Below are 24,625 nucleotides of genomic sequence, written 5' to 3' on the forward strand. Positions count from 1 at the left end.
GCCGCTCCCTCTCACCCACCCCCTCCCAGCACCCCGCCCGCGAGCCCGATCACCACGGGCAGGACGCCGACGGCGATGAAGGCGGGCAGGAAGCACAGCCCCACCGGCGCGCTGATCAGGACCGCCGCCCGCCGGGCCCGCGCGGTCGCCGAGCGCGACCACTCCGCCCGCGCCTCGGCGGCAAGCCGCCCCACCGGTGCGGCAAGCGGGAGGCCTGACACATCGGCCCGCTCCAGCAACCGGGCCAGCGGAACCGCACCGGGCGCGGCGGCCAGCCGGCGCCACGCCTCCCCCGGCTCCCCGCCGAGCCGCACCTCCGCGGCGCCCCGCGCCAGGGCGTCCCCGACCGGTCCGCCGAGGGTCTCCCCGACGGCCTGCGCCGCCGGTACCGGTCCGGCACCCGCCGTGATGCAGGCGGACAGCAAGTCGGCGGCGAGCGGGAGTTGGCGTGTCGCCAGAGCCGTGTCATGAGCCGTGTCGGGGGCGATCGCCTCACTGGCTGCCCGCGTCTGCCGCCGGTGCCACTGCCACAGACCCGCCGCCAGGACCAGTCCCAGCCCCACACCGCCGAGTCCGCCGACCGTCACCCACCCGGCGCCCACGACCGCCACGTACGGCAGCCGCCCGCGCGCGGCCCTGAGCAGCGGAAGGCGCGCACCCGTTCTTCGCCGTTCCCGGCCCGCGAGCGCGTCGAGTCTCCGCCGGGTCCGCCGCTCGCCCCGGAGCCGGAGCCACCAGGCCCACGCCCCGACGAGCACGGCGGCGATCCCCGCGACCGTCCCCAGCCTGTGGACGACGTCGCCGCTCATGCCGCCGCCTCCTCGGCACCCCGCATGATCCGCAGCGCCCACCACAGGCCCAGCCCCTCCAGCACCCCGCCGGCCGCCAGACAGACCGACCCCGACGGCGTGTGCAGCAGGACGTGCAGCGGATCGGCGCCCAGGGCCGCGCCCAGCGCCAGCCCCACCACCGGGAGCCCCGCGAGCATCACCGCCGTGGTGCGGGCTCCGGACAACTGGGCGCGCAGGTCGGCCCGCTGGTCCCGCTCGGCGCGCAGGGCCGCCTCCAGCCGGTCGAGGCCGTCCGCGAGTCCCGCGCCCTGGTCCACCGCCACCCGCCAGCACGCGGCGAGTCCGCGCAGTCCCTCGGCGCCGGGCTGCCGGGCCGCCACCGCGAGCGCGTCCGGCACGTCACCGCCGAACCGCGCCGCCGCCAGCACGGCCGCCTGCATGTCACCGAACCCTCCGGAGTCCCGGGCGGCCGGCAACAGCGCCTCGCCCGGCTGCCGTCCCGCCCGCAACTCCCCGGCGAGCGCCCCGCACAGCGCGACCACCGCGTCCGCACGACCGTCCCGCTCCTTCCGTGCCGCGGCCGCCCGCCGCACCTTCCGCAGCACTGGCACCCCGGCCGCCCCCGCGACGACCGGCAGCACCGACGCCCCGAGCACCGCCAGCACCAACCCGACGGCCAACGACGCCCACTCGACGCGAAGTCGCCCCCGAAGCCGGTCCGCCGCCCGCAGGACGAGATGCGGCCGTCCCACCGACTCCCGCTCGTCCCCTGCGAGCGCCCGCGCCCGCCTCACCTCCCCGTGTCCGGCGCCGCCCAGCACCCACGCCGCCGTCCCCAGGCACGCCACCGCCGCGCCCACCGTCGTCCCGGTCGCCCCGCTCATGCCCGGACCGCCTCTCGCACGGTTCGGGTCTCCTCGTCCCGCGCGGCGCGCAGCAGGTGCCGCAGGCGCGGCCAGGCGGGCTCGGCGACGAAGGTCTCCGGTCCCCATCGCAGCGCCGGCGCCGTCCGCACCAGCCCCGAGGGGTCCCGCTCCAGGACGTGCACCTCGGCGATCCGCCGTCTGCCGCTGCGGTCCCGCACCAGGTGCAGCACCACCGACAGGGCGGCCGCGAGCTGGCTGTGGAGGGCGAACCGGTCGAGGCCCGCCGCCGTGCCCAGCGCCTCCAGCCGGGCGGGGACGTCGCTCGCCGCGTTGGCGTGGACGGTGCCGGAGCCGCCCTCATGTCCCGTGTTGAGGGCGGCGAGCAGATGCACCACCTCGGGCCCGCGCACCTCGCCCACGACGAGCCGGTCCGGCCTCATCCGCAGGGCCTGGCGCACCAGGTCCTCCAGGGTCACCAGTCCCGCGCCCTCCTGGTTGGCGGGCCGGGTCTCCAGCCGTACGACGTGGGGGTGGTCGGGACGCAGCTCGGCCGAGTCCTCCGCCAGCACGATCCGCTCGTCCGGCCCGACCAGCCCCAGCAGGGCGCTGAGCAGGGTCGTCTTGCCGGTGCCCGTGCCGCCGCTGACCAGGAACGACAGCCGCGCGTCCATCAGCGCCCGCAGCACCCGGTCACCGCCCGGCGGCACCGTCCCGGCCGCCACGAGTTCGTCGAGGGTGAAGGCCCGCGGCCGTACGACCCGCAGGGACAGGCAGGTGCCGCCCACCGCGACGGGCGGCAGCACCGCGTGCAGCCGGGTGCCGTCGGGGAGGCGTGCGTCCACCCAGGGACGCGCGTCGTCCAGGCGCCGTCCGGCCACCGCGGCGAGCCGCTGCGCCAGGCGCCGTACGGACGGCTCGTCGGGGAAGGAGACCGAGGTGAGCGTCAGGCCGCCGCCGCGGTCCACCCAGACCCGGTCCGGCGCCGACACCAGCACGTCGGTCACGGTCGGGTCGGAGAGCAGCCGCTCCAGCGGTCCGCTGCCGACCAGTTCGGACCGCAACTGCTCGGCCGCGCCGAGCACTTCCGCGTCGCCGAGCACCCGGCCCTGTTCGCGCAGGGCCTGCGCCACCCGTGCGGGCGTCGGCTCGGCGCCGCTGTCGGCCAGCCACCGCCGCACCCCGTCCAGCAGCCCGGGCGGCATCCCCGCCCCGGTCGTCTCCGTGCCGCTCATGCCGCCCTCGCCTCCACCAGCGCGCGCTCCCAGAACTCCCGGCAGAAGCGGGCCAGCGGGCCCCGTCCGGTCACTCCGGGCGGCCGGCCCGTGCCGTACGGGCGCTGGAGGGCGGGCTCGACGGGCACGTCCCCGACGAGGGGCAGGCCGAGGAGCCGGGCCACCTCGTGGTCGTCCAGGCCGGGTGCGTACGGCCCGCGGACGGCGACGCGCAGGTCGCGCAGGACCATGCCCACGGCGGAGGCGACGCGGCCGGCCGCCGCGACGGCGCGCAGCTCGGCGGGGACCACGAGGAGCGCCAGGTCGAGCTGGGCGAGGACCTCCGCGACGCCCTCGTCCACGCGTCGTGGCAGGTCGACCACGACCGCTCCGCCGCCGCGCCGGGCGGCGGCGAGGACCGCGCGCACGGCCCGGGGCGGCACCGAGAGGCAGTCGCCGCGGTCCCAGCTGAGCACCCGCAGGGAGTGCAGCTCGGGCAGCGACTCCTCCAGGGCCCCGCCGCCGACCCGGCCGTGCGACGAGGCGAAGGCGGGCCAGCGCAGCCCCTTGGCCGTCTCGCCGCCGAGCGCCACGTCCAGTCCGCCGCCCAGCGGGTCGGCATCCACGAGGAGTGTGCGCAGTCCCTCGCGGGCTGAGGTGACGGCGAGCGCGCACGCCAGGGTGGAGGCGCCCGCCCCGCCACGGCCGCCGATGACGCCGACGGTCAGCGCGGGCCGTCCGACGCCTTCGGCGACGTCGGCGATGCGGTCGACGAGCCACTGCTCGCCGTCGGGCAGCATCAGCACGTGGTCGGCGCCGATCTCGACGGCCCGCCGCCAGACGCCGGGGTCGTCCTGGTCGCGGCCGACCAGCACCACCCCCTGTCTGCGGGGCGCGCCGCGGGCCCGCCGGGCGGCGTCGTCACCGACCAGGACCAGGGGCGCCGCCTCCCAGCTGCCGCGCGGTCCGGGCAGTCCGTGGTGGACCTCGGGTGTGGCGCCGGCGGCCGCGCACAGGCGCAGCAGGTCGTCGAGGAGTGCCGTGTCCTCGGTGACGATCAGCGGTGCGCCCGGGCGGTTCCCTCCGGGCGGCGGGTCGTGCGTGACGGTTCCGGTCATGTCGTCCCCAGTGCTCCCTATCTCGCGCGGCCGTCGGGCCACGCCGATTCCAGGTGAGGGAGGACCGCGCTGCGGCCTCCCGCGGACCGGCCGGAGAGAACCGGCCGGGCGGCATCCCGGCACGACGGAAGCGGGTGTGAAACCGCGGCGAGCGGGACGCGTGGGAATGACAGTGCAGCGGTCCCGGAAATCGTGTGGATCTTGGGGGAAAACTGTGGACGGGGCGATGCCTGTGAATATCGCGGTCACCCGTACCGGTGAGGCGGGCCTGCATACCGGGAGCCCGTCCACAGCTTCTGTGCGACAACAGCAGAGCAGTCCGACCGCTTCTGCGCGACAACCGCAGAGCAGTCCGGCCGCTACCCACGGTCACCGGTCACGCACATGACCATCAATTCCTCAGGGGAACCCGCACAAGAGGAAGAAGGGGAGAAAGCGGCGGAAAATGCGTCCGGACGTGCGACGACCCCCGCCGGGGGGGAGAGCGGGGGTCGTCCCCACGGCCGACTCGGGGGGGGGAGGAGTCGGACCGGGTTAGACACGGTCGCGAACGATCCGTGACTTCCATGGTGTACCCGAGGGCCCTCTCAGGCAAACCCACGCGCCACACGCTACGCCGAATGGGCTGCGCCTATGCTCAAGGACGTGGAAAACCACTTGTCGCCCCGCACAGCCGCCTTCTTCGACCTGGACAAGACGGTCATTGCGAAGTCGAGCACACTCACCTTCAGCAAGTCCTTCTACCAAGGCGGTCTGATCAACCGCAGGGCCGTCCTGCGGACCGCGTACTCCCAGTTCGTGTTCCTCGCCGGCGGCGCGGACCACGACCAGATGGAACGGATGCGGAAGTACCTGTCCGCGCTGTGCCGCGGGTGGAACGTCCAGCAGGTCAAGGAGATCGTCGCCGAGACCCTGCACGACCTGATCGACCCGATCATCTACGACGAGGCCGCCACCCTCATCGAGGAGCACCACACCGCCGGCCGTGACGTGGTCATCGTGTCCACCTCGGGCGCCGAGGTGGTCGAGCCGATCGGCGAGCTGCTGGGCGCGGACCGGGTCGTGGCCACCCGCATGGTGGTGGGCGACGACGGCTGTTTCACCGGCGAGGTCGAGTACTACGCGTACGGCCCGACCAAGGCGGAGGCGGTCCGGGAGCTGGCCGAGTCCGAGGGCTACGACCTGGCCCGCTGCTACGCGTACAGCGACTCGGTGACCGACATCCCGATGCTGGAGTCCGTCGGGCATCCGCACGCCGTGAACCCGGACCGCGCGCTGCGCCGGGAAGCGCTGGCGCGCGAGTGGCCGATCCTCGATTTCCACCGTCCGGTGCGGCTGAAGCAGCGTTTCCCGGCGTTCTCCGTTCCGCCGCGTCCCGCCCTTGTCGCGGCGGCCGCGATAGGCGCGGCGGCGGCCACCGCGGGCCTTGTCTGGTACGCCAGCCGGCGCCGCTCAACGGTTGCCTGAACGTACTTTTCCTTCGCCGCGCGTCCCCGTCCGGGACGCGTTCGCCATTTCGGAGTCCGTTTACTGCTTGTTTGAACCAAAAAGTAAAGGAACGCGGGCAGGACTTCCCTCCTCCGTGATGCCGGAGTACAAAGGAGGTGACGGCCCGCGAGACCAAGGACGTCCGAGAGGACGACCTTCAGAACGCTTTAGGCCCCACGGACCGCGCATGGTGACCGCGCACCCACGCGACGTCGACCCGTCGATTACGGGCCAGCCGCACCAGGCCGGGCAAAGTCCCCGGCCTGATGGGCACATATCGAGGACGCTTGGTAACGCGGTGGACATGCCAGCGGCGGTACGAGCATTCGTACCGCCGCATTCTCGCGCGGGGCCCCTCCGCCCCGGTCCGCGTGACCTCCCGGCCGGTCAGGCGGCTCCGCGCTGCAGCGCCTCGCACACCGCCGTGGACTCGCGCGCGCCCAGCGCCACGGCCTTCCCGCAGTGGGCGATCCAGGCGGCCATGCCCTCCGGCGTGCCGGACACATAGCCCCGCAGCGCCTCCCGGTAGGCGTCCTGACCCAGCTCGGCGTGGCCGACCTCGGCGGGGCACACCGACTTGGGGTCGAGGCCGCTGCCGACCAGGACGATCCGCTCGGCCGTGCGCGCGACCAGGCCGTTGTGGGACGTGAAGGGACGCAGCGCGAGGAGCTCGCCGTGCACCACGGCGGCCGTCACCAGCGCCGGCGCGGAACCGCCCGCGATGACGATCTCGGCCAGGCCCTCCAGGCGGCCGTGCATCTCGTCGGCGCCCGGCAGGGGCAGGTCGACCAGGGGCTCGTCGACCGGCTCGCCCGCCTGGCGGGGCCGGCCCACGTGCTCGGCCTTGTCGGCCGCGGCGACCAGGTGCAGGCGCGCCAGCACCCGCAGCGGCGACTGCCGCCAGATCGACAGCAGCTGACCCGCCTCGGCCGTCAGCCGCAGCGCCGCACCCATGGTGCGCGCCTCGTCGTCACCGCTGAAGTCGCTGCGCCGCCGCACCTCCTCAAGAGCCCAGTCCGCGCCGGACAGCGCCGCCGAACCGCGGGCGCCGCGCAGGGCCGCCTCGGAGGTGATCTCGTTGCTGCGCCGCCGCATGACCCGGTGCCCGTAGACCCGGTCCACGGCCTTGCGTACGGACTCCACGGAGTCGGCCACACCGGGCAGGTTGCCCAGGGCCGCGAGGGGATCGGCGGTCGCGCCCGTCGTACTCATGAGTACGACCCTACGCACCCCGGACGCCCGCCCCACGATGGAGTGGTCTTCTTCACGCCCCGCTGTGACCTACAGCTACTTACCCACTACGCTTCGTGAACATGAAAATTGCTTTCGTTGGGAAGGGCGGGAGCGGAAAGACGACCCTGTCCTCCCTGTTCATCCGTCATCTCGCGGCCGAGGGCGCCCCGGTCGTCGCCGTGGACGCCGACATCAACCAGCACCTCGGGGCCGCGCTGGGCCTGGACGAGTCCGAGGCCGCCGCCCTGCCCGCGATGGGCGAGCACCTCCGGCTCATCAAGGACCACCTGCGCGGCAGCAACCCGCGGATCGCGTCCGCCGACACGATGATCAAGACGACCCCGCCCGGCGAGGGCTCCCGGCTGCTGCGGGTCCAGGAGGACAACCCGGTCTACGACGCCTGCGCGCGCCCGGTGGAGCTGGACGGCGGCGCGGTCCGCCTGATGGTCACCGGCCCCTTCACCGACGCCGACCTGGGGGTGGCCTGCTACCACTCCAAGACGGGGGCCGTGGAGCTCTGCCTGAACCACCTGGTGGACGGGCCCGGCGAGTACGTCGTGGTGGACATGACGGCCGGCTCGGACTCCTTCGCGTCCGGTATGTTCACCCGCTTCGACATGACGTTCCTGGTCGCCGAGCCGACCAGGAAGGGCGTCTCCGTCTACCGCCAGTACAAGGAGTACGCCCGCGACTTCGGCGTGGCGCTGAGGGTCGTCGGCAACAAGGTGCAGGGACCGGACGACCTGGACTTCCTCCGCGCGGAGGTGGGGGAGGACCTGCTGGTGACGGTGGGCCACTCGGACTGGGTGCGCGCCATGGAGAAGGGCCGCCCGCCCCGCTTCGCCGCGCTGGAGGAGTCCAACCGGCTCGCCCTGCGCACGCTGCGCGAGGCCGCCGACGCCACGTACGAGCGGCGCGACTGGGAGCGGTACACGCGCCAGATGGTGCACTTCCACCTCAAGAACGCCCAGTCGTGGGGCAACGAGCGCACCGGGGCGGACCTGGCGGCGCAGGTCGACCCCGGTTTCGTGCTCGGCGAGAGCGTCACCGCCTCGGCCTGAACCTCACCCCTTCGGCGCGGGGGAACCCGGCGCGCCCTTGGGGGCCGGGGCGGGGCCGGAGGCCAGGAAGGCCTTCCAGCCCTTCTCCGGGGCCTCGCCGACGTCCAGCGAGCGCAGCTTCTCCAGGGTCGCCGGGTCCTGTGCGTCCAGCCAGTCCACCAGCTGGCGGAAGGAGACGCACCGCACGTCGGACTTGGTGCACACCTCCTCGACGACCTCCTCGACGGCGCGCATGTAGGTGCCGCCGTTCCAGGACTCGAAGTGGTTGCCGATGATCAGGGGCGCCCTGTTGCCGTTGTAGGCGCGTTGGAAGCCCTGGAGCAGACCGTCCCGCATCTGGTCGCCCCACATCTCGTGCTTGCCGGGGTCGCCCTGGGTGGTGGTGCCGGACTGGTTGACCATGAAGTTGTAATCCATGGTGAGCTGCTCGAAGGAGTGCCCGGGGAAGGGCACGAGCTGCAGCGACAGGTCCCACAGCCCGGACTTCTTCTCGGGCCACACCTGGTTGTTGACGCCGCTGGTGTCGTAGCGGAAGCCCAGGTCCCGGGCGGCCTTCATGAAGTTCTTCTGCCCTTCCAGGCAGGGTGTGCGGGCCCCGACGAGCTCCTTGTCGTAGTCGAAGGGCAGCGGGGCCTCGTTCTTCATCCCGGCGTTGGTCTTCCAGGTCTTCACGAACTGCTTGGCCTGGGCGATCTCCTCCTTCCACTCCTCCACCGACCACTCGCCGACCCCGCCGTCGCCGCCGCAGAAGTGGCCGTTGAAGTGGGTCCCGATCTCGTTGCCCTCCAGCCAGGCCAGCCGCAGCTGCTCCACGGTGTCGGCGATGCCCTGCCGGTCGTTGAAGCCGATGTCGGAGCGGCCCGGCGAGTGCTGCGGCGGGTGGTACAGGTCGCGCTTCTCCTCCGGCAGGAGATACACGCCGCTGAGGAAGTACGTCATGGTCGCGTCGTTCTCCTTGGCGACCTTGCGGAAGTGGGAGAAAAGCTTCTGGCTGTCCTCGCCCGCGCCGTCCCAGGAGAACACCACGAACTGCGGAGGCTTCTCGCCGGGCTTCAGCCGCTTCGGCTTCGGCAGGTGCGGCTGGGCCCCGGTGTAGGCGGTGGAGCCGTCGCCGATCAGCCTGACGACGTTCTTGGGCGCGGGGGCAGGCTGTGCCTTCTCCTTTTCAGGCCCGTCCCCGCCGGTTCCGCAGCCGGCGAGCGCGGAGAGGCAGACCGCGGAGATCACGGTGCCCGTGGCGATCCTGTGGGTGGCGGCCATTCGCCCACCTTCTTCCTTCTCTCGGGCCGAGCTCGATGAGGCGTTGTGCGGTCTGGGCCGGTCCATGCCGACCGCGCCGTCAACGTCGCACGGAAGAAAGAAGTGAATTAATACGACAAGCCGATGAAATGGCCACTTCACCCTTCAGAGTGATGACTGCCGCCATTTGCCCGGAAAGTCTATGCCGGTCCTTTACTCGCAATTACGATCTGTTTACTGAGCGTCGCCGCGACCCCTCGTTCGCCCCCTTGTTGGCCCCGTTGTTCGTCCCGCCGTCCGTCCCCCCGCCGTCCGGGCCGTGCCCTACGGCAGCGACCGACCGCTGGGACCGAGCGGGCCCGACCGTCACGCGACCGCGCACACCCTCGCGACCGCGCACACCCGAAGGAGACAGGAGTCCATGTCAGCCTGCGTCCCCGCCGACGCCGCCGAGCCGGCGCACACCGAGCGAGCCCATCCCCCGCACAGCCCGCCGCCCGGCCGACCCCGGCGCTTCCGCGTCGAGGGCGCCGATCTCCCGGCCGCCGTCGCGGTGTTCCTCATCGCCCTCCCCCTGTCCCTCGGCATCGCGCTCGCCTCCGGCGCGCCCCTCCAGGCCGGACTGGTCGCGGCGGCCGTGGGCGGGATCGTCGCCGGACGGCTCGGCGGCTCCGCGCTCCAGGTGAGCGGCCCGGCGGCGGGGCTCACGGTCGTCACGGCCGACCTCATCCACCAGTACGGCTGGCGCACCACCTGCGCCGTCACCGTCCTCGCCGGTCTCGCCCAGCTCGCGCTCGGCTGTCTGCGCGTGGCGCGCGCCGCCCTCGCCGTGACCCCCGCGATCGTGCACGGCATGCTCGCCGGCATCGGCGTCACCATCGCCGTCGCCCAGGTCCACATCGTCCTCGGGGGCGAGCCGCAGAGCTCCGTGCCCGACAACCTCCGCGCCCTGCCCGGGCAGTTGGCTCGCCTGGACCCCGCCACCCTCGCGGTGAGCGTGCTGACCCTGGCCGTCCTGTTGCTCTGGCCCCGGCTGCCCGGCCGCGCCGGACACCTGGCGCGGAAGGCCCCGGCCGCCCTCGTCGCCGTGGCCGGGGCCACCGCGGTCGCCGCGGCGGCCGGACTGGTGCTGCCCGTGGTCGACCTGCCGTCGTGGCGCAGCCACGCGCTGGCCGGGCTGCCCGAAGGACCGGTGCTCGGTCTCGTCGCGGCCGTGCTGACCACGGCGTTGGTGTGCAGCGCGCAGTCGCTGCTCGGCGCGACGGCCGTGGACAAGCTGGCCGCCGCCCGCCCCGGCGCCGGTCATGCCGTCCGCTCCGACCTGGACCGCGAGATGCTCGGCCAGGGCGCGGCGAACGTCGTCTCCGGCACGCTCGGCGGTCTGCCGGTGGCCGGTGTCGCCGTCCGCAGCACGGCGAACGTCCAGGCGGGAGCCGTCAGCCGGAACGCCACGATGCTGCACGGCGCCCTGATCCTGGCGGCCGCGCTGCTGCTCGTCCCGCTGCTGGAGCTGATCCCGCTCGCCTCCCTCGCCGCCCTGGTCATGGCGGTCGGCGTCCGGATGGTGTCCCTGCACCACATCCGCACGGTGACCCGACATCGCGAGGTCCTCGTCTACGCCGTCACCGCCCTCGGGGTGATCTCCCTCGGGGTGCTGGAGGGCGTGGGGCTGGGCATCGCCGTGGCCGTGGGCGTGGCCCTGCACCGGCTCACGCGGACCCGGATCATCCACGCGGAGGAGAACGGCGTCCACCATGTGCACGTACGCGGGCAGTTGACGTTCCTCGCGGTGCCGCGGCTCAGCAGGGCGCTGCATCTCGTGCCCCAGGGGGCCGACGCGGTGGTGGCGCTGGACGGGTCCTTCATGGACCACGCGGCGTACGAGACGCTGCAGGACTGGCAGACCACGCACACCGCGCACGGCGGCACCGTGAAGATCACCGGCCGGCGTACCGGAGTACGGATCGCGGAACCCGGCGCCCTCTCCGGGCCCACGCCCAGCGGGGTCCCCTCTACCGGCGACTGCCGCTGCCGCCCCTGGACGGCCTGGCGCAACCATCAGTGCGACCGCCCCTCCCCCGCCCCGGACACCGGGGCCCGGCCGGACGAGACGCCCGAGAACGGCCAGGCGGCCCCAGGAACCGACCGGGCGTCGAGCGCCCCCGCCCGCAGCCGCACTCCGAGCAGCCGTCAACTCGTCCGCGGGCTCAGCACGTTCCAGCGCCGCACGGCCCCCCTGGTGCGGGGCGAGCTGGCCCGGCTGGCGCGGGAGGGGCAGCGGCCGTCGCAACTGTTCCTGACCTGCGCCGACTCCCGCGTGGTCACCTCGATGATCACCTCCAGCGGCCCCGGCGACCTGTTCGTGGTGCGCAACGTCGGCAATCTGGTGCCGCCGCCGGGAGCGGAGAGCGGCGACGACTCGGTGGCCGCCGCCATCGAGTACGCCGTCGACGTGCTCGCGGTGCGGTCGATCACGGTGTGCGGCCACTCGGGATGCGGCGCCATGCAGGCCCTGCTCGACTCCCGCCCCGGCTCCCCCGCGGTCACACCGCTCGGGCGCTGGCTGCGGCACGGCGGGCCGAGCCTGGAGCGGCTGCGCGACCCCGGCGCGCCCGCACCCCGGCTGGCCGGACGCGCCCCCGCCGACGACGCCGAGCGGCTCAGCCTGACCAACGTGGTCCAGCAGCTGGAGCATCTGCGCGCCCACGAGTCGGTCGCCCGCGCCCTGAAGGACGGCAGTCTCGAACTGCACGGGGTGTACTTCCACGTGGGCGAGGCCCAGGCGTATCTCCTCGCAGAGCAGGAGGAGACAAGGGTGTTCGACCGGGTACGTGACGTGGACCTGGCGGTGTGACGCACGCCCGGATGTGAGAGGCGTTACACCACTTGAACCGGGTTGCCCCCCGCGCCGTGGGAAGGGGTGTCGGCGGCCGCACGACAGGAGCCCCGACAGGTCTAAACCAATTTCCCGTCGCCCCTTGTCAGCGTACCCCCAGGTCTGATGAGCTGTGGCCTGGGACACAACGGACACCCTGGGAAAGGCAGATGCCGTGAGCAATGAAAGCCTGGCCAACCTCCTGAAGGAGGAGCGACGCTTCGCACCCCCCGCCGACCTGGCCGCGAACGCCAACGTCACCGCGGAGGCGTATGAACAGGCCAAGGCTGACAGGCTCGGCTTCTGGGCCGAGCAGGCCCGCCGGCTGACCTGGGCCAAGGAGCCCACCGAGACCCTCGACTGGTCGAACCCGCCGTTCGCCAAGTGGTTCCAGGACGGCGAGCTCAACGTCGCCTACAACTGCGTCGACCGGCACGTCGAGGCCGGGCACGGCGACCGGGTCGCGATCCACTTCGAGGGCGAGCCGGGCGACAGCCGCGCCATCACCTACGCCCAGCTCAAGGACGAGGTCTCCAAGGCCGCCAACGCCCTGCTGGAGCTGGGTGTCCGCAAGGGCGACCGGGTCGCCGTCTACATGCCGATGATCCCGGAGACCGCCGTCGCGATGCTGGCCTGCGCCCGCATCGGCGCCGCGCACTCGGTCGTCTTCGGCGGCTTCTCGGCGGACGCGCTCGCCACCCGCATCCAGGACGCCGACGCGCGGGTCGTCATCACCGCCGACGGCGGCTACCGGCGCGGCAAGCCCTCCGCCCTGAAGCCGGCCGTGGACGAGGCCGTCAGCCGCGTGGAGAACGTGGAGCACGTCCTCGTCGTCCGCCGCACCGGCCAGGACGTCGCCTGGACCGAGGGCCGCGACGTGTGGTGGCACGACGCGGTGGACCGCCAGAGCAGCGAGCACACCCCGGAGGCGTTCGGCGCCGAGCACCCGCTGTTCATCCTCTACACCTCGGGCACCACCGGTAAGCCGAAGGGCATCCTGCACACCTCCGGCGGCTACCTGACCCAGACGTCGTACACCCACTGGGCGGTGTTCGACCTCAAGCCGGAGACCGACGTGTACTGGTGCACGGCCGACGTCGGCTGGGTCACCGGGCACTCGTACATCGTCTACGGGCCGCTCGCCAACGGCGCCACGCAGGTCATGTACGAGGGCACGCCGGACACGCCCCACCAGGGCCGCTTCTGGGAGATCGTCCAGAAGTACGGCGTGACGATCCTCTACACGGCGCCCACCGCGATCCGGACGTTCATGAAGTGGGGCGACGACATCCCCGCCAAGTTCGACCTGTCGTCGCTGCGGGTGCTCGGCTCCGTCGGCGAGCCGATCAACCCCGAGGCATGGATCTGGTACCGCAAGAACATCGGCGCGGACCGCACCCCGGTCGTCGACACCTGGTGGCAGACCGAGACCGGCGGCATCATGATCTCCCCGCTGCCGGGCGTGACCTCCGCCAAGCCGGGCTCCGCCCAGACCCCGCTGCCCGGCATCTCCGCCACGGTCGTGGACGACGAGGCGAACGAGGTGCCCGACGGCGGTGGCGGCTACCTGGTGCTGACCGAGCCGTGGCCGTCGATGCTGCGGACCATCTGGGGCGACGACCAGCGGTTCATCGACACCTACTGGTCGCGCTTCGAGGGCAAGTACTTCGCCGGTGACGGCGCGAAGAAGGACGACGACGGCGACATCTGGCTGCTCGGCCGGGTCGACGACGTGATGCTGGTGTCCGGCCACAACATCTCCACCACGGAGGTCGAGTCCGCGCTGGTCTCCCACCCGTCGGTCGCCGAGGCGGCCGTGGTGGGCGCCACGGACGAGACGACCGGCCAGGCCATCGTCGCCTTCGTCATCCTGCGCGGCACGGCCGCGGAGACCGAGGACCTCGTCGGCGAGCTGCGCAACCACGTGGGCGCCACGCTCGGCCCGATCGCCAAGCCGCAGCGGATCCTGCCGGTGGCCGAGCTGCCGAAGACCCGCTCCGGCAAGATCATGCGGCGTCTGCTGCGGGACGTCGCCGAGAACCGCCAGCTCGGGGACGTCACCACGCTGACCGACTCCACGGTCATGGACCTCATCCAGGCGAAGCTTCCGGCCGCGCCCAGCGAGGACTGACCCCGGCGTCCCGGCCGCGCGCGGGCGGGAGCGGACGGGCCCCGGTCCGCCTTCCGCCCGCCCGGCCGGGTGCCTCGACCGCCCGTGCCCCCGCTCGTGGGGGCACGGGCGGTTTCTCGTCCCTGGGCCCGGGCGTCCTGTGAGGCGGGCCACGTCGAAGCCGCTGGTGCGGGCCGCAGGGCCGTTGGTTAGGCTCGAGGGCGGAAACACGCTGTCCCATGGAGCGCCGGGAAGTCTGGTCGGCACACGATTCGTGCTGCCCTACGACCGGAGGAAACGCCCGTGAGTGCCCCCCGCACCCCCACTCCCCGCAAGGCCCTCGGCCTTCTGTCGCTGCCCGAGCGGAACTTCGTCGCGGAGGCCCTGCGCACCGAGACCGTCGGGGGCGTCCTGCTGCTGCTCGCCGCCGTCGCCGCGCTGGTCTGGGCGAACATACCCGCGCTGGGCGACAGCTACGAGACCGTCAGCCACTGGCACTTCGGCCCCGAGTCGCTCGGACTGAACCTCTCCGTCGCGCACTGGGCGGCCGACGGCCTCCTCGCGATCTTCTTCTTCGTCGCCGGCGTCGAGCTCAAGCGGGAACTGGTCGCCGGCGACCTGCGCGACCCCAAGGCCGCGGCCCTGCCCGTCGTCGCCGCCCTGTGCGGGATGATCGCGCCCGCGCTGGTCTACACGCTCACCAGCGGAGCGGGCGGCGGCTCCCTCGCCGGCTGGGCGGTGCCCACCGCCACCGACATCGCGTTCGCGCTGGCCGTCCTCGCCGTCATCGGCACCTCGCTGCCCAGCGCCCTGCGCGCCTTCCTGCTCACCCTCGCGGTCGTCGACGACCTGTTCGCGATCCTGATCATCGCGGTCTTCTTCACCGAGCAGCTGAACTTCGCGGCGCTCGGCGGCGCCGTCGCCGGTCTGGCCGTCTTCTGGCTGCTGCTGCGCAGGCGGGTGCGCGGCTGGTACGTGTACGTGCCGCTGGCCCTGGTGATCTGGGGGCTGATGTACAACAGCGGCATCCACGCCACCATCGCCGGTGTCGCCATGGGCCTGATGCTGCGCTGCCACCGCGAGGAGGGAGAGGAGCACTCCCCCGGCGAGCAGATCGAGCACCGTGTCCGTCCCCTGTCGGCGGGTCTCGCGGTCCCGCTGTTCGCCCTGTTCAGCGCCGGTGTCGCGGTCTCCGGGGACGCGCTCGGCAAGGTGTTCACGCAGCCCGAGACGCTCGGCGTCGTCCTCGGCCTGGTCGTCGGCAAGACGCTCGGCATCTTCGGCGGCACCTGGCTGACCGCCCGGTTCACCCGCGCCTCGCTCAGTGACGACCTCGCCTGGGCCGACGTGTTCGCGGTGGCCACGCTCGCCGGCATCGGTTTCACCGTGTCGCTCCTGATCGGCGAACTGGCCTTCGAGGAGGACGCGACGATGGCCGGCAGTGTGAAGGCCGCCGTCCTCACCGGTTCGCTGATCGCCACCTTGCTGGCGACCGTGCTGCTGAAGATCCGCAACGCCAAGTACCGCAAGCTGGCCGAGGAGGAGGAGCGGGACGAGGACCTCGACGGCGTCCCGGACGTCTACGAACAGGACGACCCGGAGTACCACCTCCGCATGGCCGAGATCCTGGAGAGGAAGGCCGCCGAGCACCGCCGGCTCGCCCGGGAGAAGGCCGCCGCGCGAGACGCGCTTGCACAAGTGCCGGGCGGGGCAGGCGATCGGGACGACGGTCCGGCATGATCTGACGAGACGGTACAAAAGAACAGGACCGTCCCGCGCAGGCACGACGGACGTACGCGAGGCGTACGGAGAAGAGGGAGACCGCGATGAGCGCACCCGACGGCAGCCCGGTCGGCGCCGAACGCAGCATCGGCCAGCTGTTCGCCACGGCGACGGCGGAGATGTCCGCGCTGGTGCACGACGAGATCGCGCTGGCGAAGGCGCAGCTCAGGCAGGACGTGAAGCGGGGGGCGACCAGCGGCGGCGCGTTCATGGCGGCGGGCGTGCTCCTGCTGTTCTCCCTGCCCATGCTGAACTTCGCGCTCGCCTACGGCATCCGCACCTGGAGCGGCTGGAACCTGGCGGTGTGCTTCCTGCTGTCCTTCGCGGCGAACTGCCTCGTCGCCGGCCTCCTCGCCCTCATCGGCGTCGTCTTCGCCAAGAAGGCCAAGAAGGGCCGCGGCCCGCAGAAGGTCGCCGCCTCGATGAAGGAGACGGCGGGCGTGCTGCAGAAGGCCAAGCCGCACCCGCGTCCGGCCCTCCCCGAGCACCGTGGCCCCAAGGCCGTCGAGGCTGTGGCACGCTCGTCCTCATGACGGACCCCGCCACTCCTTCGGCGCAGCCGGCCTCGGTCGTACGCCTGGACCTCCCGGACGCCCCGGGCCTCGTCCACCGCGACGTCGCCGCCAACGGCGCCCGCTTCCACATCGCGGAGCTGGGCGACGGCCCGCTGGTGCTGCTGCTGCACGGCTTCCCGCAGTTCTGGTGGACCTGGCGGCACCAGCTCACGGCGCTCGCCGACGCCGGGTTCCGGGCCGTCGCCATGGACCTGCGGGGCGTCGGCGGCAGCGACCGCACTCCGCGCGGCTACGACCCGGCCAACCTCGCGCTGGACATCACCGGCGTGATCCGCTCCCTGGGCGAGCCGGACGCGGCACTGGTCGGCCACGACCTGGGCGGCTACCTCGCCTGGACGGCCGCCGCGATGCGCCCCAAGCTCGTACGGCGGCTCGCGGTGTCCTCGATGCCGCACCCGCGGCGCTGGCGCTCCTCGATGCTCGCCGACGCCCGGCAGACGGCCGCCCAGTCGCACATCTGGGGCTTCCAGCGGCCCTGGATCCCGGAGCGCCGGCTCACGGCGGACGACGGGGCCATGGTGGCGCGGCTCATCCAGGAGTGGTCCGGGCCGCAGCCGCCCGACGAGAAGGCCCTGGAGAACTACCGGCGGGCCATGTGCATCCCGTCCACGGCGCACTGCTCGATCGAGCCGTACCGGTGGATGGTGCGGTCGCTGGCCCGCCCGGACGGCATTCAGTTCAACCGCAGGATGAAGCGCCCGGTGCGGGTGCCGACGCTGCATCTGCACGGCTCCCTGGACCCGGTGGTGCGCACGCGCAGCGCGGCGGGCTCGGGGCAGTACGTCGAAGCGCCGTACCGCTGGCGGCTGTTCGACGGGCTGGGGCACTTCCCGCACGAGGAGGACCCGGTGGCCTTCTCCACCGAGCTGATCAACTGGCTGAAGGACCCCGAGCCGGACCGGTGACGGCGGTGCTCGTGAGGAGCCGACGGTGACCGGACGGATGCGTTCCGTACCGCTCGCGCCCCTGTTCCGTGCCGTTCACCCCCCTCCGGCTGAACGCTTGTCCTACGAACGCCAATTGCCTGGCGCATAGGCCAATTGGCGGCCCCTCAGGCGGTTATGGACCTTGGGGCAGGGGCAAACGTCGGGGTATGGGCTGGACGCACGACTACAGTGACGCAAGCCGCAATCGCCGCTCGGCGAGCGGTGTGGGCTCCCACCAGCGAGGCGGTGCACCACAGATGGCAGCTACGGATCTCAGGGTCGGCATCCCGCGCATTCTCCGCCGCCGCGCGCGCTGGGTGTCGGTCCGGCTCCGTCACCCGCGGGGCTGACGGACCGTCCGTCCGGTCCTGACGTCCGGGCAGCCCCGGGTTCGATTCCCGCTCAGAGCGCGCACTTGTCGCTGTCCACCTCCTGGGCGGCGCTGCGGCCCCTGGCGATGTCCTCACGGATCTCGTCGACGGTCAGCGCGTATCCCGTCTGGGCGTCGTCCAGCGACTTCGCGAAGATGACGCCGTAGACCTCGCCCTGGGGGGTGAGGAGCGGGCCCCCGGAGTTGCCCTGACGGACCGTCGCGTACAGCGAGTACACGTCGCGGCGCACCGTGCCGCGGTGGTAGATGTCGGGGCCGTTGGCCGTGATGCGCCCCCGCAGCCGCGCCGCGCGGACGTCGTACGCGCCGTTCTCCGGGAAGCCGGCGACGATCGCGCTGTCCCCGCTGCTCGCGTCCTCCGTCGCGAACCGCAGCGCGGGCGCGTCCAGGTCGGGCACATCGAGCACGGCGATGTCGCGCTTCCAGTCGTACAGGACGACCGTGGCGTCGTACGTACGGCCCTCGCCGCCTATCTGCACGACCGGTTCGTCGACGCCGCCCACCACATGGGCGTTGGTCATCACGCGCCGGTCGTCGAAGACGAAGCCGGTGCCCTCGAGGACCTTGCCGCAGCTCGTCGCCGTGCCCGTCACCTTGACGATGGAGCGCTGCGCGCGGTCGGCGACGGGGCTGCCCGCGAGCGCCGGGTCCGGCGGACGGACGTCCGTGATGGGCTCGTTGGCGAACGGGCTGAAGACCTGCGGGAAGCCGTTCTGCGCGAGGACGGACGAGAAGTCGGCGAACCAGATGTCCGCCTGGTCCGGCAGCGCGCGGGACACGCCGAGCAGCACCTTGGAGCCGCGCACCTCCTTGCCGAGCGTCGGCAGCGTCGTCCCCGCGAGGGCGGAGCCGATCAGCCAGGCGACCAGGAGCATCGCGACGACGTTGACGAGCGCCCCGCCGGTGGCGTCGAGCGCCCGGGCCGGGGACCAGGTGATGTACCGGCGCAGCTTGTTGCCCAGATGGGTGGTCAGCGCCTGGCCGACGGAGGCGCACACTATGACGACCACGACCGCCACGACGGCCGCGGTGGTGCCCACCTCCGAGTTGTCCGTCAGCGCGTCCCAGATGACGGGGAGCGTGTAGACGGCGACCAGACCGCCCCCGAGGAAGCCGATCACCGACAGGATGCCGACGACGAAGCCCTGTCGGAAGCCGACCACGGCGAACCACACGGCTGCCACCAGCAGCAGGATGTCCAGCACGTTCACCGATTCAAGCCTCGCCTCGTCCTACGCAGCACGGCGCCCACCCTGTCACGCCCTCCAGTCCAGCGGGACCCGCTTCTCCCGATCCCAGGGGCGCTCCCAGCCCGCGAAGTGCAGCAACCGGTCGATGACCCCCGCGGTGAACCCCCACACGAGGGCCGATTCGACCAGGAATGCGGGTCCGTGGAAGCCACTGGGGTGGATCGCGGTCGCACGGTTGTCCGGGTGGGTGAGATCGGCCACGGGCACGGTGAACACCCGGGCCGTCTCGTTCGGGTCGACGACGCCGACCGGGCTGGGCTCGCGCCACCAGCCGAGCACGGGCGTCACGACGAAGCCGCTGACGGGGATGTAGAGCTTCGGCAGCACGCCGAACAGCTGCACCCCGGACGGGACGAGCCCGGTCTCCTCCTCGGCCTCGCGCAGCGCCGCCCGCAGCGGTCCCTCGCCCTGCGGGTCGCCGTCCTCGGGGTCGAGGGCGCCGCCCGGGAAGGACGGCTGCCCGGCGTGCGAGCGCAGCGAACTGGCCCGCTCCATGAGCAGCAGCTCGGGGCCGCGCTCGCCCTCGCCGAAGAGGATGAGGACGGCGGACTGCCGTCCCGAGCCGTCCCGCGGCGGCAGGAAGCGGCTCAGCTGCGTGGGCCGGACCGTCTCGGCGGCGCGGACCACCGGGTCCAGCCACTCGGGCAGCCCGTCCCTGCTCAGGGCCACCGGACCGCCCTGCGTCCCGCTCGCGCGCGTCATGCCCACCCCCGTCGTCCGGCCTCGTCCCACGGGTGCAACGCGCGACGCTCCCGAGATCGTTCCGCGCGGCGCAGGGGCCCCCGGCCTGCCCTCATCCGGCCCCCAGCGGCGGGGCCGGTTTGCCGCCCGCGTCCAGGTAGGCCTGCGGGGGCTTCAGCCGCTGGCCCGGCTGCCCGGCCTTCTCGTACTTCAGCAGCTTCTTGGCCTTCTCCGGGTCCGTCTCGCCCTCGCCGTACGACGGGCAGAGATGGGTGATCGGGCAGGCGCCGCAGGCGGGCTTGCGGGCGTGGCAGATGCGGCGGCCGTGCCAGATGACGTGGTGGGACAGGTCCGTCCACTCGCTCTTCGGGAACAGCGCGCCGACCGCCGCCTCGATCTTGTCCGGGTCGGTCTCGTCGGTCCACTTCCAGCGGCGCACCAGGCGCTGGAAGTGGGTGTCGACGGTGATGCCGGGGCGGCCGAAGGCGTTGCCGAGCACGACGAACGCGGTCTTGCGGCCCACCCCGGGCAGCTTGACCAGGTCCTCCAGCCGGTCCGGCACCTCCCCGCCGAACTGCTCCACCAGCGCCTTCGACAGGCCGATGACCGACTTGGTCTTGGCGCGGAAGAAGCCGGTGGGGCGGAGGATCTCCTCCACCTCCTCCGGGTTGGCGGCCGCCAGGTCCTCGGGGGTGGGGTACTTCGCGAACAGCGCGGGGGTCGTCTGGTTGACGCGCAGGTCGGTGGTCTGGGCCGACAGCACGGTGGCGACGACGAGTTGGAAGGGGTTCTCGAAGTCCAGCTCGGGGTGGGCGTACGGGTACACCTCGGCGAGCTCCCGGTTGATACGGCGCGCCCGCCGCACCAGCGCCGTACGGGACTCGCCCTGCGGGTGCGCGGCGACCGTCTTCGCCGGGGCGGCGGGGACGGAGACGGTCGCCTTCTTGGGCGCGACGACCTGCTTCTTGGGGGCGGGGGCCTTCTTGACCGCGGCGGAGGACTTGGCGGGAGCCTTCTTGGCGGCGGCCTTCTTCGCGGCAGGCGCCTTCGCATCCGCGGCGGACTTCTTGGCAGCGGGCTTCTTGGCAGCCGCCTTCTTCATGGGCGCGGCCTTCTTGGCGGGCGCCGCCTTCTTGGCGGGCGCGGTCTTCTTCGCCGTCTTCTTGGCGGGCGCAGCCTTTTTGGCGGGCGCGGCCTTCTTCGCCGTCTTCCTACCGCCATCGGAGACCTGTTCGCCCACAGCGGAATCGCGTTCTGCACTCACCCGCGCAGCCCCCTCGGCCTGTGCTCTCACCGGCGATTTGGACACCCGGCCAGCCTACGACCCGGCACGGACATCCGCCCCGGACCCAGAAGATCGGCGTCCAATTGGACCCCTGCCGCATACCCCGGCCGACCTGTGCGGCATCCTTGTGACAGATCACACTGTTTGGACGGTCCGGCAAAATGGGAACCACGGTCCCCTGGCACGCAGGGGAACCAAGATCCCCTGAGCAGGTCGAATAGGAGAGAACTCGTGGACGACGTTCTGCGGCGGAACCCGCTTTTCGCGGCGCTCGATGACGAGCAGGCCGCGGAGCTTCGCGCCTCCATGAGTGAGGTGACCCTGGCGAGGGGCGACTCACTGTTCCACGAGGGAGACCCGGGCGACCGCCTGTACGTGGTCACCGAGGGCAAGGTGAAGCTGCACCGCACCTCCCCCGACGGCCGCGAGAACATGCTGGCCGTGGTCGGCCCGGGCGAGCTGATCGGTGAGCTGTCCCTCTTCGACCCGGGTCCGCGCACGGCGACCGCCACGGCGCTCACGGAGGTGAAGCTGCTGGGCCTGGGCCACGGCGACCTGACGCCCTGGCTGAGCGCCCGCCCCGAGGTGGCCACGGCGCTGCTGCGCGCCGTCGCCCGCCGCCTGCGCAAGACCAACGACGCCATGTCCGACCTGGTCTTCTCCGACGTCCCGGGCCGTGTCGCGCGCGCCCTGCTGGACCTCTCCCGCCGCTTCGGCGTGCAGTCGGAGGAGGGCATCCACGTGGTGCACGACCTCACGCAGGAGGAGCTGGCCCAGCTGGTCGGCGCGTCCCGCGAGACGGTCAACAAGGCCCTGGCGGACTTCGCCCAGCGCGGCTGGCTGCGGCTCGAGGCCCGCGCGGTGATCCTGCTGGACGTGGAGCGGCTCGCCAAGCGCTCCCGCTGACGCGCCGCACGGCTTCCCCGCGCCCCCACGGCTCCGGCTGTGGGGGCGCGGCCGTTCCGTCAGATGATCCCGTGCTCCTTCAGGTACTCCAGCTGGGCCCGTACGGAGAGTTCCGCGGCCGGCCACAGGGAGCGGTCCACGTCGGCGTAGACGTGGGCGACGACCTCGGCGGGAGTGCGGTGGCCGTCCTCGACGGCCGTCTCCACCTGGGCGAGCCGGTGGGCGCGGTGGGCGAGATAGTACTCGACGGCGCCCTGGGCGTCGTCCAGCACCGGCCCGTGTCCCGGCAGGACCGTGTGGACGCCGTCGTCGACAGTGAGGGACCTGAGCCGGCGCAGGGTGTCCAGGTAGTCGCCGAGGCGCCCGTCGGGGTGGGCGACGACGGTCGTGCCGCGTCCCAGCACGGTGTCGCCGGTGAGGACCGCCTGGTCCGCCGGGAGGTGGAAGCACAGGGAGTCGGCGGTGTGCCCGGGCGCCGGCACGACGCGCAGCTCCAGGCCGCCGACGGTGACGACGTCCCCGGCGGCCAGCCCTTCGTCGCCGAGGCGCAGCGCCGGGTCCAGGGCGCGCACCTTGGTGCCGGTCAGCTCGGCGAACCGGGCGGCGCCCTCGGCGTGGTCGGGATGACCGTGCGTCAGCAGGGTGAGGGCGACCCGCTTCCCGGCCTGCTCGGCGGTCGCGACGACGTGCCGCAGGTGCCCGTCGTCCAGCGGACCCGGGTCGACGACGACGGCGAGTCCGGAGTCCGGCTCGGACAGGATCCAGGTGTTCGTGCCGTCCAGCGTCATCGCCGAGGGGTTCGGGGCGAGCACGTTGACGGCCCGCGCGGTCGCGGGACCGGAGAGGACCCCGCCGCGCGGCTGGCCGGGCAGGGCGGTGGCGTCCGTCATGCGGGGGCTCCCCCGGTCGGGATGTGCTTGGTGAACTCGTCGTGCCCCGGCCAGGCGAGGACGATCTCGCCGTCCACCAGGCGCGCGGTGGCCAGCACCGGCGTGAGGTCCCGCGCGGGCGCCGCGTCGAGCGCCTCCGCGGCCGTGCCGTACGCGGTGAGCTGGCGCAGGGTCGCGATCGTCGGGGGCATCATCAGCAGTTCGCCCCGGTCGTAGCCGTCGGCCGCCTCGCGCGGGGTGATCCACACCGTGCGGTCGGCCTCCGTGGAGGCGTTGCGGGTGCGCTGGCCCTCGGGGAGGGCGGCGACGAAGAACCAGGTGTCGTAGCGGCGCGGCTCGAACTCGGGGGTGATCCAGCGGGTCCAGGCGCCCAGCAGGTCGGAGCGCAGCACCAGGCCGCGCCGGTCGAGGAACTCCGCGAAGGACAGCTCGCGCGCGACGAGCGCGGCGCGGTCCGCCTCCCAGTCCGCGCCGGTGGTGTCGCCGACGACGGCGTCCGGGGCGGGGCCCGCGAGGAGCACGCCGGCCTCCTCGTACGTCTCCCGCACGGCCGCGCAGACGATCGCCTGGGCGCCGGCGCGGTCCACGCCGAGCCGGTCGGCCCACCAGTCGAGCGAGGGCCCGGCCCAGCGGACGTGCCGCTCGTCGTCGCGCGGGTCGACGCCGCCGCCGGGATAGGCGTACGCGCCGCCCGCGAACGCCATGGACGTACGGCGGCGCAGCATGTGCACGGCGGGCCCGGCGCCGGTGTCCTTGAGGAGCATGACGGTGGCCGCCCGTTTCGGCGCGACAGGTGTGAGTTCACCGCTCGCCAGCGCTCTGATCCGCCCGGGCCACTCCGGCGGGTACCACTGCCCCCCAGCCTGCGCATTCGCCATGGCCGGAGGCTATCCCGAGACGCCCGGATGTTCGAGTGCCCCTGGGGACGGAGGCGACGCGGGGTGGCCCGGCGGGCCGGGGGCACACTCATGGTCCGGGCAACCGGGCCGCCGAGGTAACCGCGACCGGTGGGGCGGCCGGGCGGGAGACAGCGGGTGCACCTCCGAGGACCGGGCGATCGTCCTCTGCCCGCAACAGCGAACGGCCCCTGACGGGGCGGCGGCCCGACAGCCCGGGCCCGCCGGCAGGGACCCTGGCGGCCGGACGGCTCGGGACGACCGCCCTCGCCCCGACGAGTGGGGCACCCGAGCCCACGCCCCGCCGGAGGCCGAACGCACCGCGCCCCGGCAGGCGCGGGGCCGGCCGGGGCGGCGTACGGCGACGGCGGGAGCGTGGCCCGGAGGACATCCGGGGGCGGCCGCCCGGAGGGTCAGGCCTCCGTGAGTTCCACCTGCATCTCGACCTCGACCGGCGCGTCCAGCGGCAGGACCGCGACGCCGACCGCGCTGCGGGCGTGCACGCCCTTGTCGCCGAGCACCTCCCCCAGGAGTTCGCTGGCGCCGTTGACGACGGCCGGCTGGCCGGTGAAGTCCGCGGCGGAGGCGACGAAGCCGACGACCTTCACCACGCGCGCGACGCGGTCCAGGTCACCGGCGACGGACTTGACCGCGGCGAGCGCGTTCAGCGCGCAGGTGCGGGCCAGGTCCTTGGCCTCCTCGGGGGTGACCTCCGCGCCGACCTTGCCGGTCACCGGCAGCTTGCCGTCCACCATCGGCAGCTGACCGGAGGTGAACACGTACCGGCCGGAGACGACGGCGGGCTGGTAGGAGGCGAGCGGCGGGACGACCTCGGGCAGGCTCAGGCCCAGCTCGGCCAGCCGCGACTCGACGACGCCGCTCATGCCTGCTTCTCGCGCTTCAGGTAGGCCACCAGCTGCTCGGGGTTGTTCGGCCCGGGCACGACCTGGACGAGCTCCCAGCCGTCCTCGCCCCAGGTGTCCAGAATCTGCTTCGTCGCGTGGACGAGCAGCGGCACAGTCGCGTATTCCCACTTGGTCATGCGGCCGAC

General features: G+C 73.1%; 22 protein-coding genes. 9 read left to right on the top strand and 13 right to left on the bottom strand.

The window, feature by feature from the left end:
- Positions 1-11: 11 nt before the first annotated feature.
- The 4 genes from ACQY0Z_RS05495 to ssd are packed head-to-tail and all read right to left on the bottom strand — an operon-like array spanning position 12 to position 3,986.
- Positions 12-809 carry a type II secretion system F family protein gene (locus ACQY0Z_RS05495; protein ID WP_439811908.1) on the bottom strand — a complete coding sequence of 266 codons (798 nt, stop codon included), beginning with the start codon at positions 807-809 and terminating at the stop codon, positions 12-14.
- Entirely contained in the window at positions 806-1,675 is an 870-nt protein-coding gene (locus ACQY0Z_RS05500) for a type II secretion system F family protein (RefSeq protein ID WP_439811909.1), read from the bottom strand. Before ACQY0Z_RS05500 ends, ACQY0Z_RS05495 begins: the two co-directional genes overlap by 4 nt.
- Positions 1,672-2,889: a TadA family conjugal transfer-associated ATPase gene (locus ACQY0Z_RS05505; protein WP_189897501.1), complete on the bottom strand. Its 1,218-nt coding sequence runs from the start codon at positions 2,887-2,889 to the stop codon at positions 1,672-1,674. The genes ACQY0Z_RS05500 and ACQY0Z_RS05505 overlap by 4 nt, the downstream gene beginning before the upstream one ends.
- On the bottom strand, positions 2,886-3,986 hold the full coding sequence (gene ssd, locus ACQY0Z_RS05510; RefSeq protein WP_189897503.1) for a septum site-determining protein Ssd: 1,101 nt from the start codon (positions 3,984-3,986) through the stop codon (positions 2,886-2,888). The genes ACQY0Z_RS05505 and ssd overlap by 4 nt, the downstream gene beginning before the upstream one ends.
- A 633-nt stretch (positions 3,987-4,619) precedes the next feature.
- Between ssd and ACQY0Z_RS05515 the strand changes: the two genes are divergently transcribed.
- The gene (locus ACQY0Z_RS05515) at positions 4,620-5,453 is read left to right on the top strand and encodes an HAD family hydrolase (RefSeq protein WP_189897504.1); all 834 of its coding nucleotides are present in this window, start codon (positions 4,620-4,622) and stop codon (positions 5,451-5,453) included.
- Positions 5,454-5,861: 408 nt separating this feature from the next.
- On the opposite strand, the gene ACQY0Z_RS05520 is transcribed toward ACQY0Z_RS05515, so the two are convergent.
- A complete protein-coding gene (locus ACQY0Z_RS05520; protein WP_189897505.1) occupies positions 5,862-6,686 on the bottom strand; it encodes an oxidoreductase in 825 nt (274 codons plus the stop codon).
- Positions 6,687-6,787: 101 nt separating this feature from the next.
- On the opposite strand from ACQY0Z_RS05520, the gene ACQY0Z_RS05525 reads away from it, so the two are divergent.
- On the top strand, positions 6,788-7,768 hold the full coding sequence (locus ACQY0Z_RS05525) for a nucleotide-binding protein (protein WP_347225877.1): 981 nt from the start codon (positions 6,788-6,790) through the stop codon (positions 7,766-7,768).
- Positions 7,769-7,771: 3 nt separating this feature from the next.
- Here the strand turns inward: ACQY0Z_RS05525 and ACQY0Z_RS05530 are convergent, their stop codons facing one another.
- Positions 7,772-9,028, bottom strand: coding sequence for a hypothetical protein (locus ACQY0Z_RS05530; RefSeq protein ID WP_189897509.1), 1,257 nt, complete (start codon positions 9,026-9,028; stop codon positions 7,772-7,774).
- A gap of 400 nt (positions 9,029-9,428) precedes the next feature.
- Here ACQY0Z_RS05530 and ACQY0Z_RS05535 point away from each other — a divergent pair, with 400 nt between their 5' ends.
- From ACQY0Z_RS05535 to ACQY0Z_RS05560, 6 genes are all read left to right on the top strand, one after another.
- On the top strand, positions 9,429-11,861 hold the full coding sequence (locus ACQY0Z_RS05535; RefSeq protein ID WP_439811910.1) for a bifunctional SulP family inorganic anion transporter/carbonic anhydrase: 2,433 nt from the start codon (positions 9,429-9,431) through the stop codon (positions 11,859-11,861).
- 196 nt (positions 11,862-12,057) lie between these two features.
- Complete coding sequence (gene acs / locus ACQY0Z_RS05540) at positions 12,058-14,013, top strand: acetate--CoA ligase (protein WP_347225874.1); 1,956 nt, start codon at positions 12,058-12,060, stop codon at positions 14,011-14,013.
- Positions 14,014-14,295: 282 nt separating this feature from the next.
- Complete coding sequence (gene nhaA, locus ACQY0Z_RS05545; protein WP_439811911.1) at positions 14,296-15,732, top strand: Na+/H+ antiporter NhaA; 1,437 nt, start codon at positions 14,296-14,298, stop codon at positions 15,730-15,732.
- A gap of 86 nt (positions 15,733-15,818) precedes the next feature.
- Positions 15,819-16,307, top strand: a complete 489-nt coding sequence (locus ACQY0Z_RS05550; RefSeq protein WP_347225873.1) for a phage holin family protein — start codon at positions 15,819-15,821, stop codon at positions 16,305-16,307.
- The gene (locus ACQY0Z_RS05555; protein ID WP_189897517.1) at positions 16,304-17,254 is read left to right on the top strand and encodes an alpha/beta fold hydrolase; all 951 of its coding nucleotides are present in this window, start codon (positions 16,304-16,306) and stop codon (positions 17,252-17,254) included. Before ACQY0Z_RS05550 ends, ACQY0Z_RS05555 begins: the two co-directional genes overlap by 4 nt.
- Before the next feature lie 188 nt (positions 17,255-17,442).
- The gene (locus ACQY0Z_RS05560) at positions 17,443-17,625 is read left to right on the top strand and encodes a hypothetical protein (protein WP_078492825.1); all 183 of its coding nucleotides are present in this window, start codon (positions 17,443-17,445) and stop codon (positions 17,623-17,625) included.
- A gap of 52 nt (positions 17,626-17,677) precedes the next feature.
- Here the strand turns inward: ACQY0Z_RS05560 and ACQY0Z_RS05565 are convergent, their stop codons facing one another.
- The 3 genes from ACQY0Z_RS05565 to nth form a co-directional block, all read right to left on the bottom strand.
- Positions 17,678-18,877, bottom strand: a complete 1,200-nt coding sequence (locus ACQY0Z_RS05565; protein WP_189897519.1) for a MarP family serine protease — start codon at positions 18,875-18,877, stop codon at positions 17,678-17,680.
- A 45-nt stretch (positions 18,878-18,922) separates the two neighbouring features.
- Positions 18,923-19,618 carry an NUDIX domain-containing protein gene (locus ACQY0Z_RS05570; RefSeq protein ID WP_189897521.1) on the bottom strand — a complete coding sequence of 232 codons (696 nt, stop codon included), beginning with the start codon at positions 19,616-19,618 and terminating at the stop codon, positions 18,923-18,925.
- A 91-nt stretch (positions 19,619-19,709) separates the two neighbouring features.
- Positions 19,710-20,861 carry an endonuclease III gene (nth, locus tag ACQY0Z_RS05575; RefSeq protein ID WP_439811912.1) on the bottom strand — a complete coding sequence of 384 codons (1,152 nt, stop codon included), beginning with the start codon at positions 20,859-20,861 and terminating at the stop codon, positions 19,710-19,712.
- A gap of 252 nt (positions 20,862-21,113) precedes the next feature.
- Between nth and ACQY0Z_RS05580 the strand changes: the two genes are divergently transcribed.
- Positions 21,114-21,788 carry a Crp/Fnr family transcriptional regulator gene (locus tag ACQY0Z_RS05580; RefSeq protein ID WP_006132548.1) on the top strand — a complete coding sequence of 225 codons (675 nt, stop codon included), beginning with the start codon at positions 21,114-21,116 and terminating at the stop codon, positions 21,786-21,788.
- Between the two features lie 59 nt (positions 21,789-21,847).
- Here ACQY0Z_RS05580 and ACQY0Z_RS05585 read toward each other — a convergent pair whose 3' ends face one another.
- The 4 genes from ACQY0Z_RS05585 to ACQY0Z_RS05600 form a co-directional block, all read right to left on the bottom strand.
- The gene (locus tag ACQY0Z_RS05585; protein ID WP_189897525.1) at positions 21,848-22,678 is read right to left on the bottom strand and encodes an MBL fold metallo-hydrolase; all 831 of its coding nucleotides are present in this window, start codon (positions 22,676-22,678) and stop codon (positions 21,848-21,850) included.
- Positions 22,675-23,556 carry an NUDIX hydrolase gene (locus ACQY0Z_RS05590; RefSeq protein ID WP_189897526.1) on the bottom strand — a complete coding sequence of 294 codons (882 nt, stop codon included), beginning with the start codon at positions 23,554-23,556 and terminating at the stop codon, positions 22,675-22,677. The genes ACQY0Z_RS05585 and ACQY0Z_RS05590 overlap by 4 nt, the downstream gene beginning before the upstream one ends.
- 431 nt (positions 23,557-23,987) lie before the next feature.
- The gene (locus ACQY0Z_RS05595; RefSeq protein ID WP_048456988.1) at positions 23,988-24,458 is read right to left on the bottom strand and encodes a RidA family protein; all 471 of its coding nucleotides are present in this window, start codon (positions 24,456-24,458) and stop codon (positions 23,988-23,990) included.
- Positions 24,455-24,616, bottom strand: a complete 162-nt coding sequence (locus ACQY0Z_RS05600) for a DUF4177 domain-containing protein (RefSeq protein WP_003975360.1) — start codon at positions 24,614-24,616, stop codon at positions 24,455-24,457. The genes ACQY0Z_RS05595 and ACQY0Z_RS05600 overlap by 4 nt, the downstream gene beginning before the upstream one ends.
- Positions 24,617-24,625 lie beyond the last annotated feature (9 nt).

It is taken from the genome of Streptomyces sp. P9-2, assembly GCF_051903975.1.
GTDB classification, from domain to species: Bacteria; Actinomycetota; Actinomycetes; order Streptomycetales; family Streptomycetaceae; genus Streptomyces; species Streptomyces cellulosae.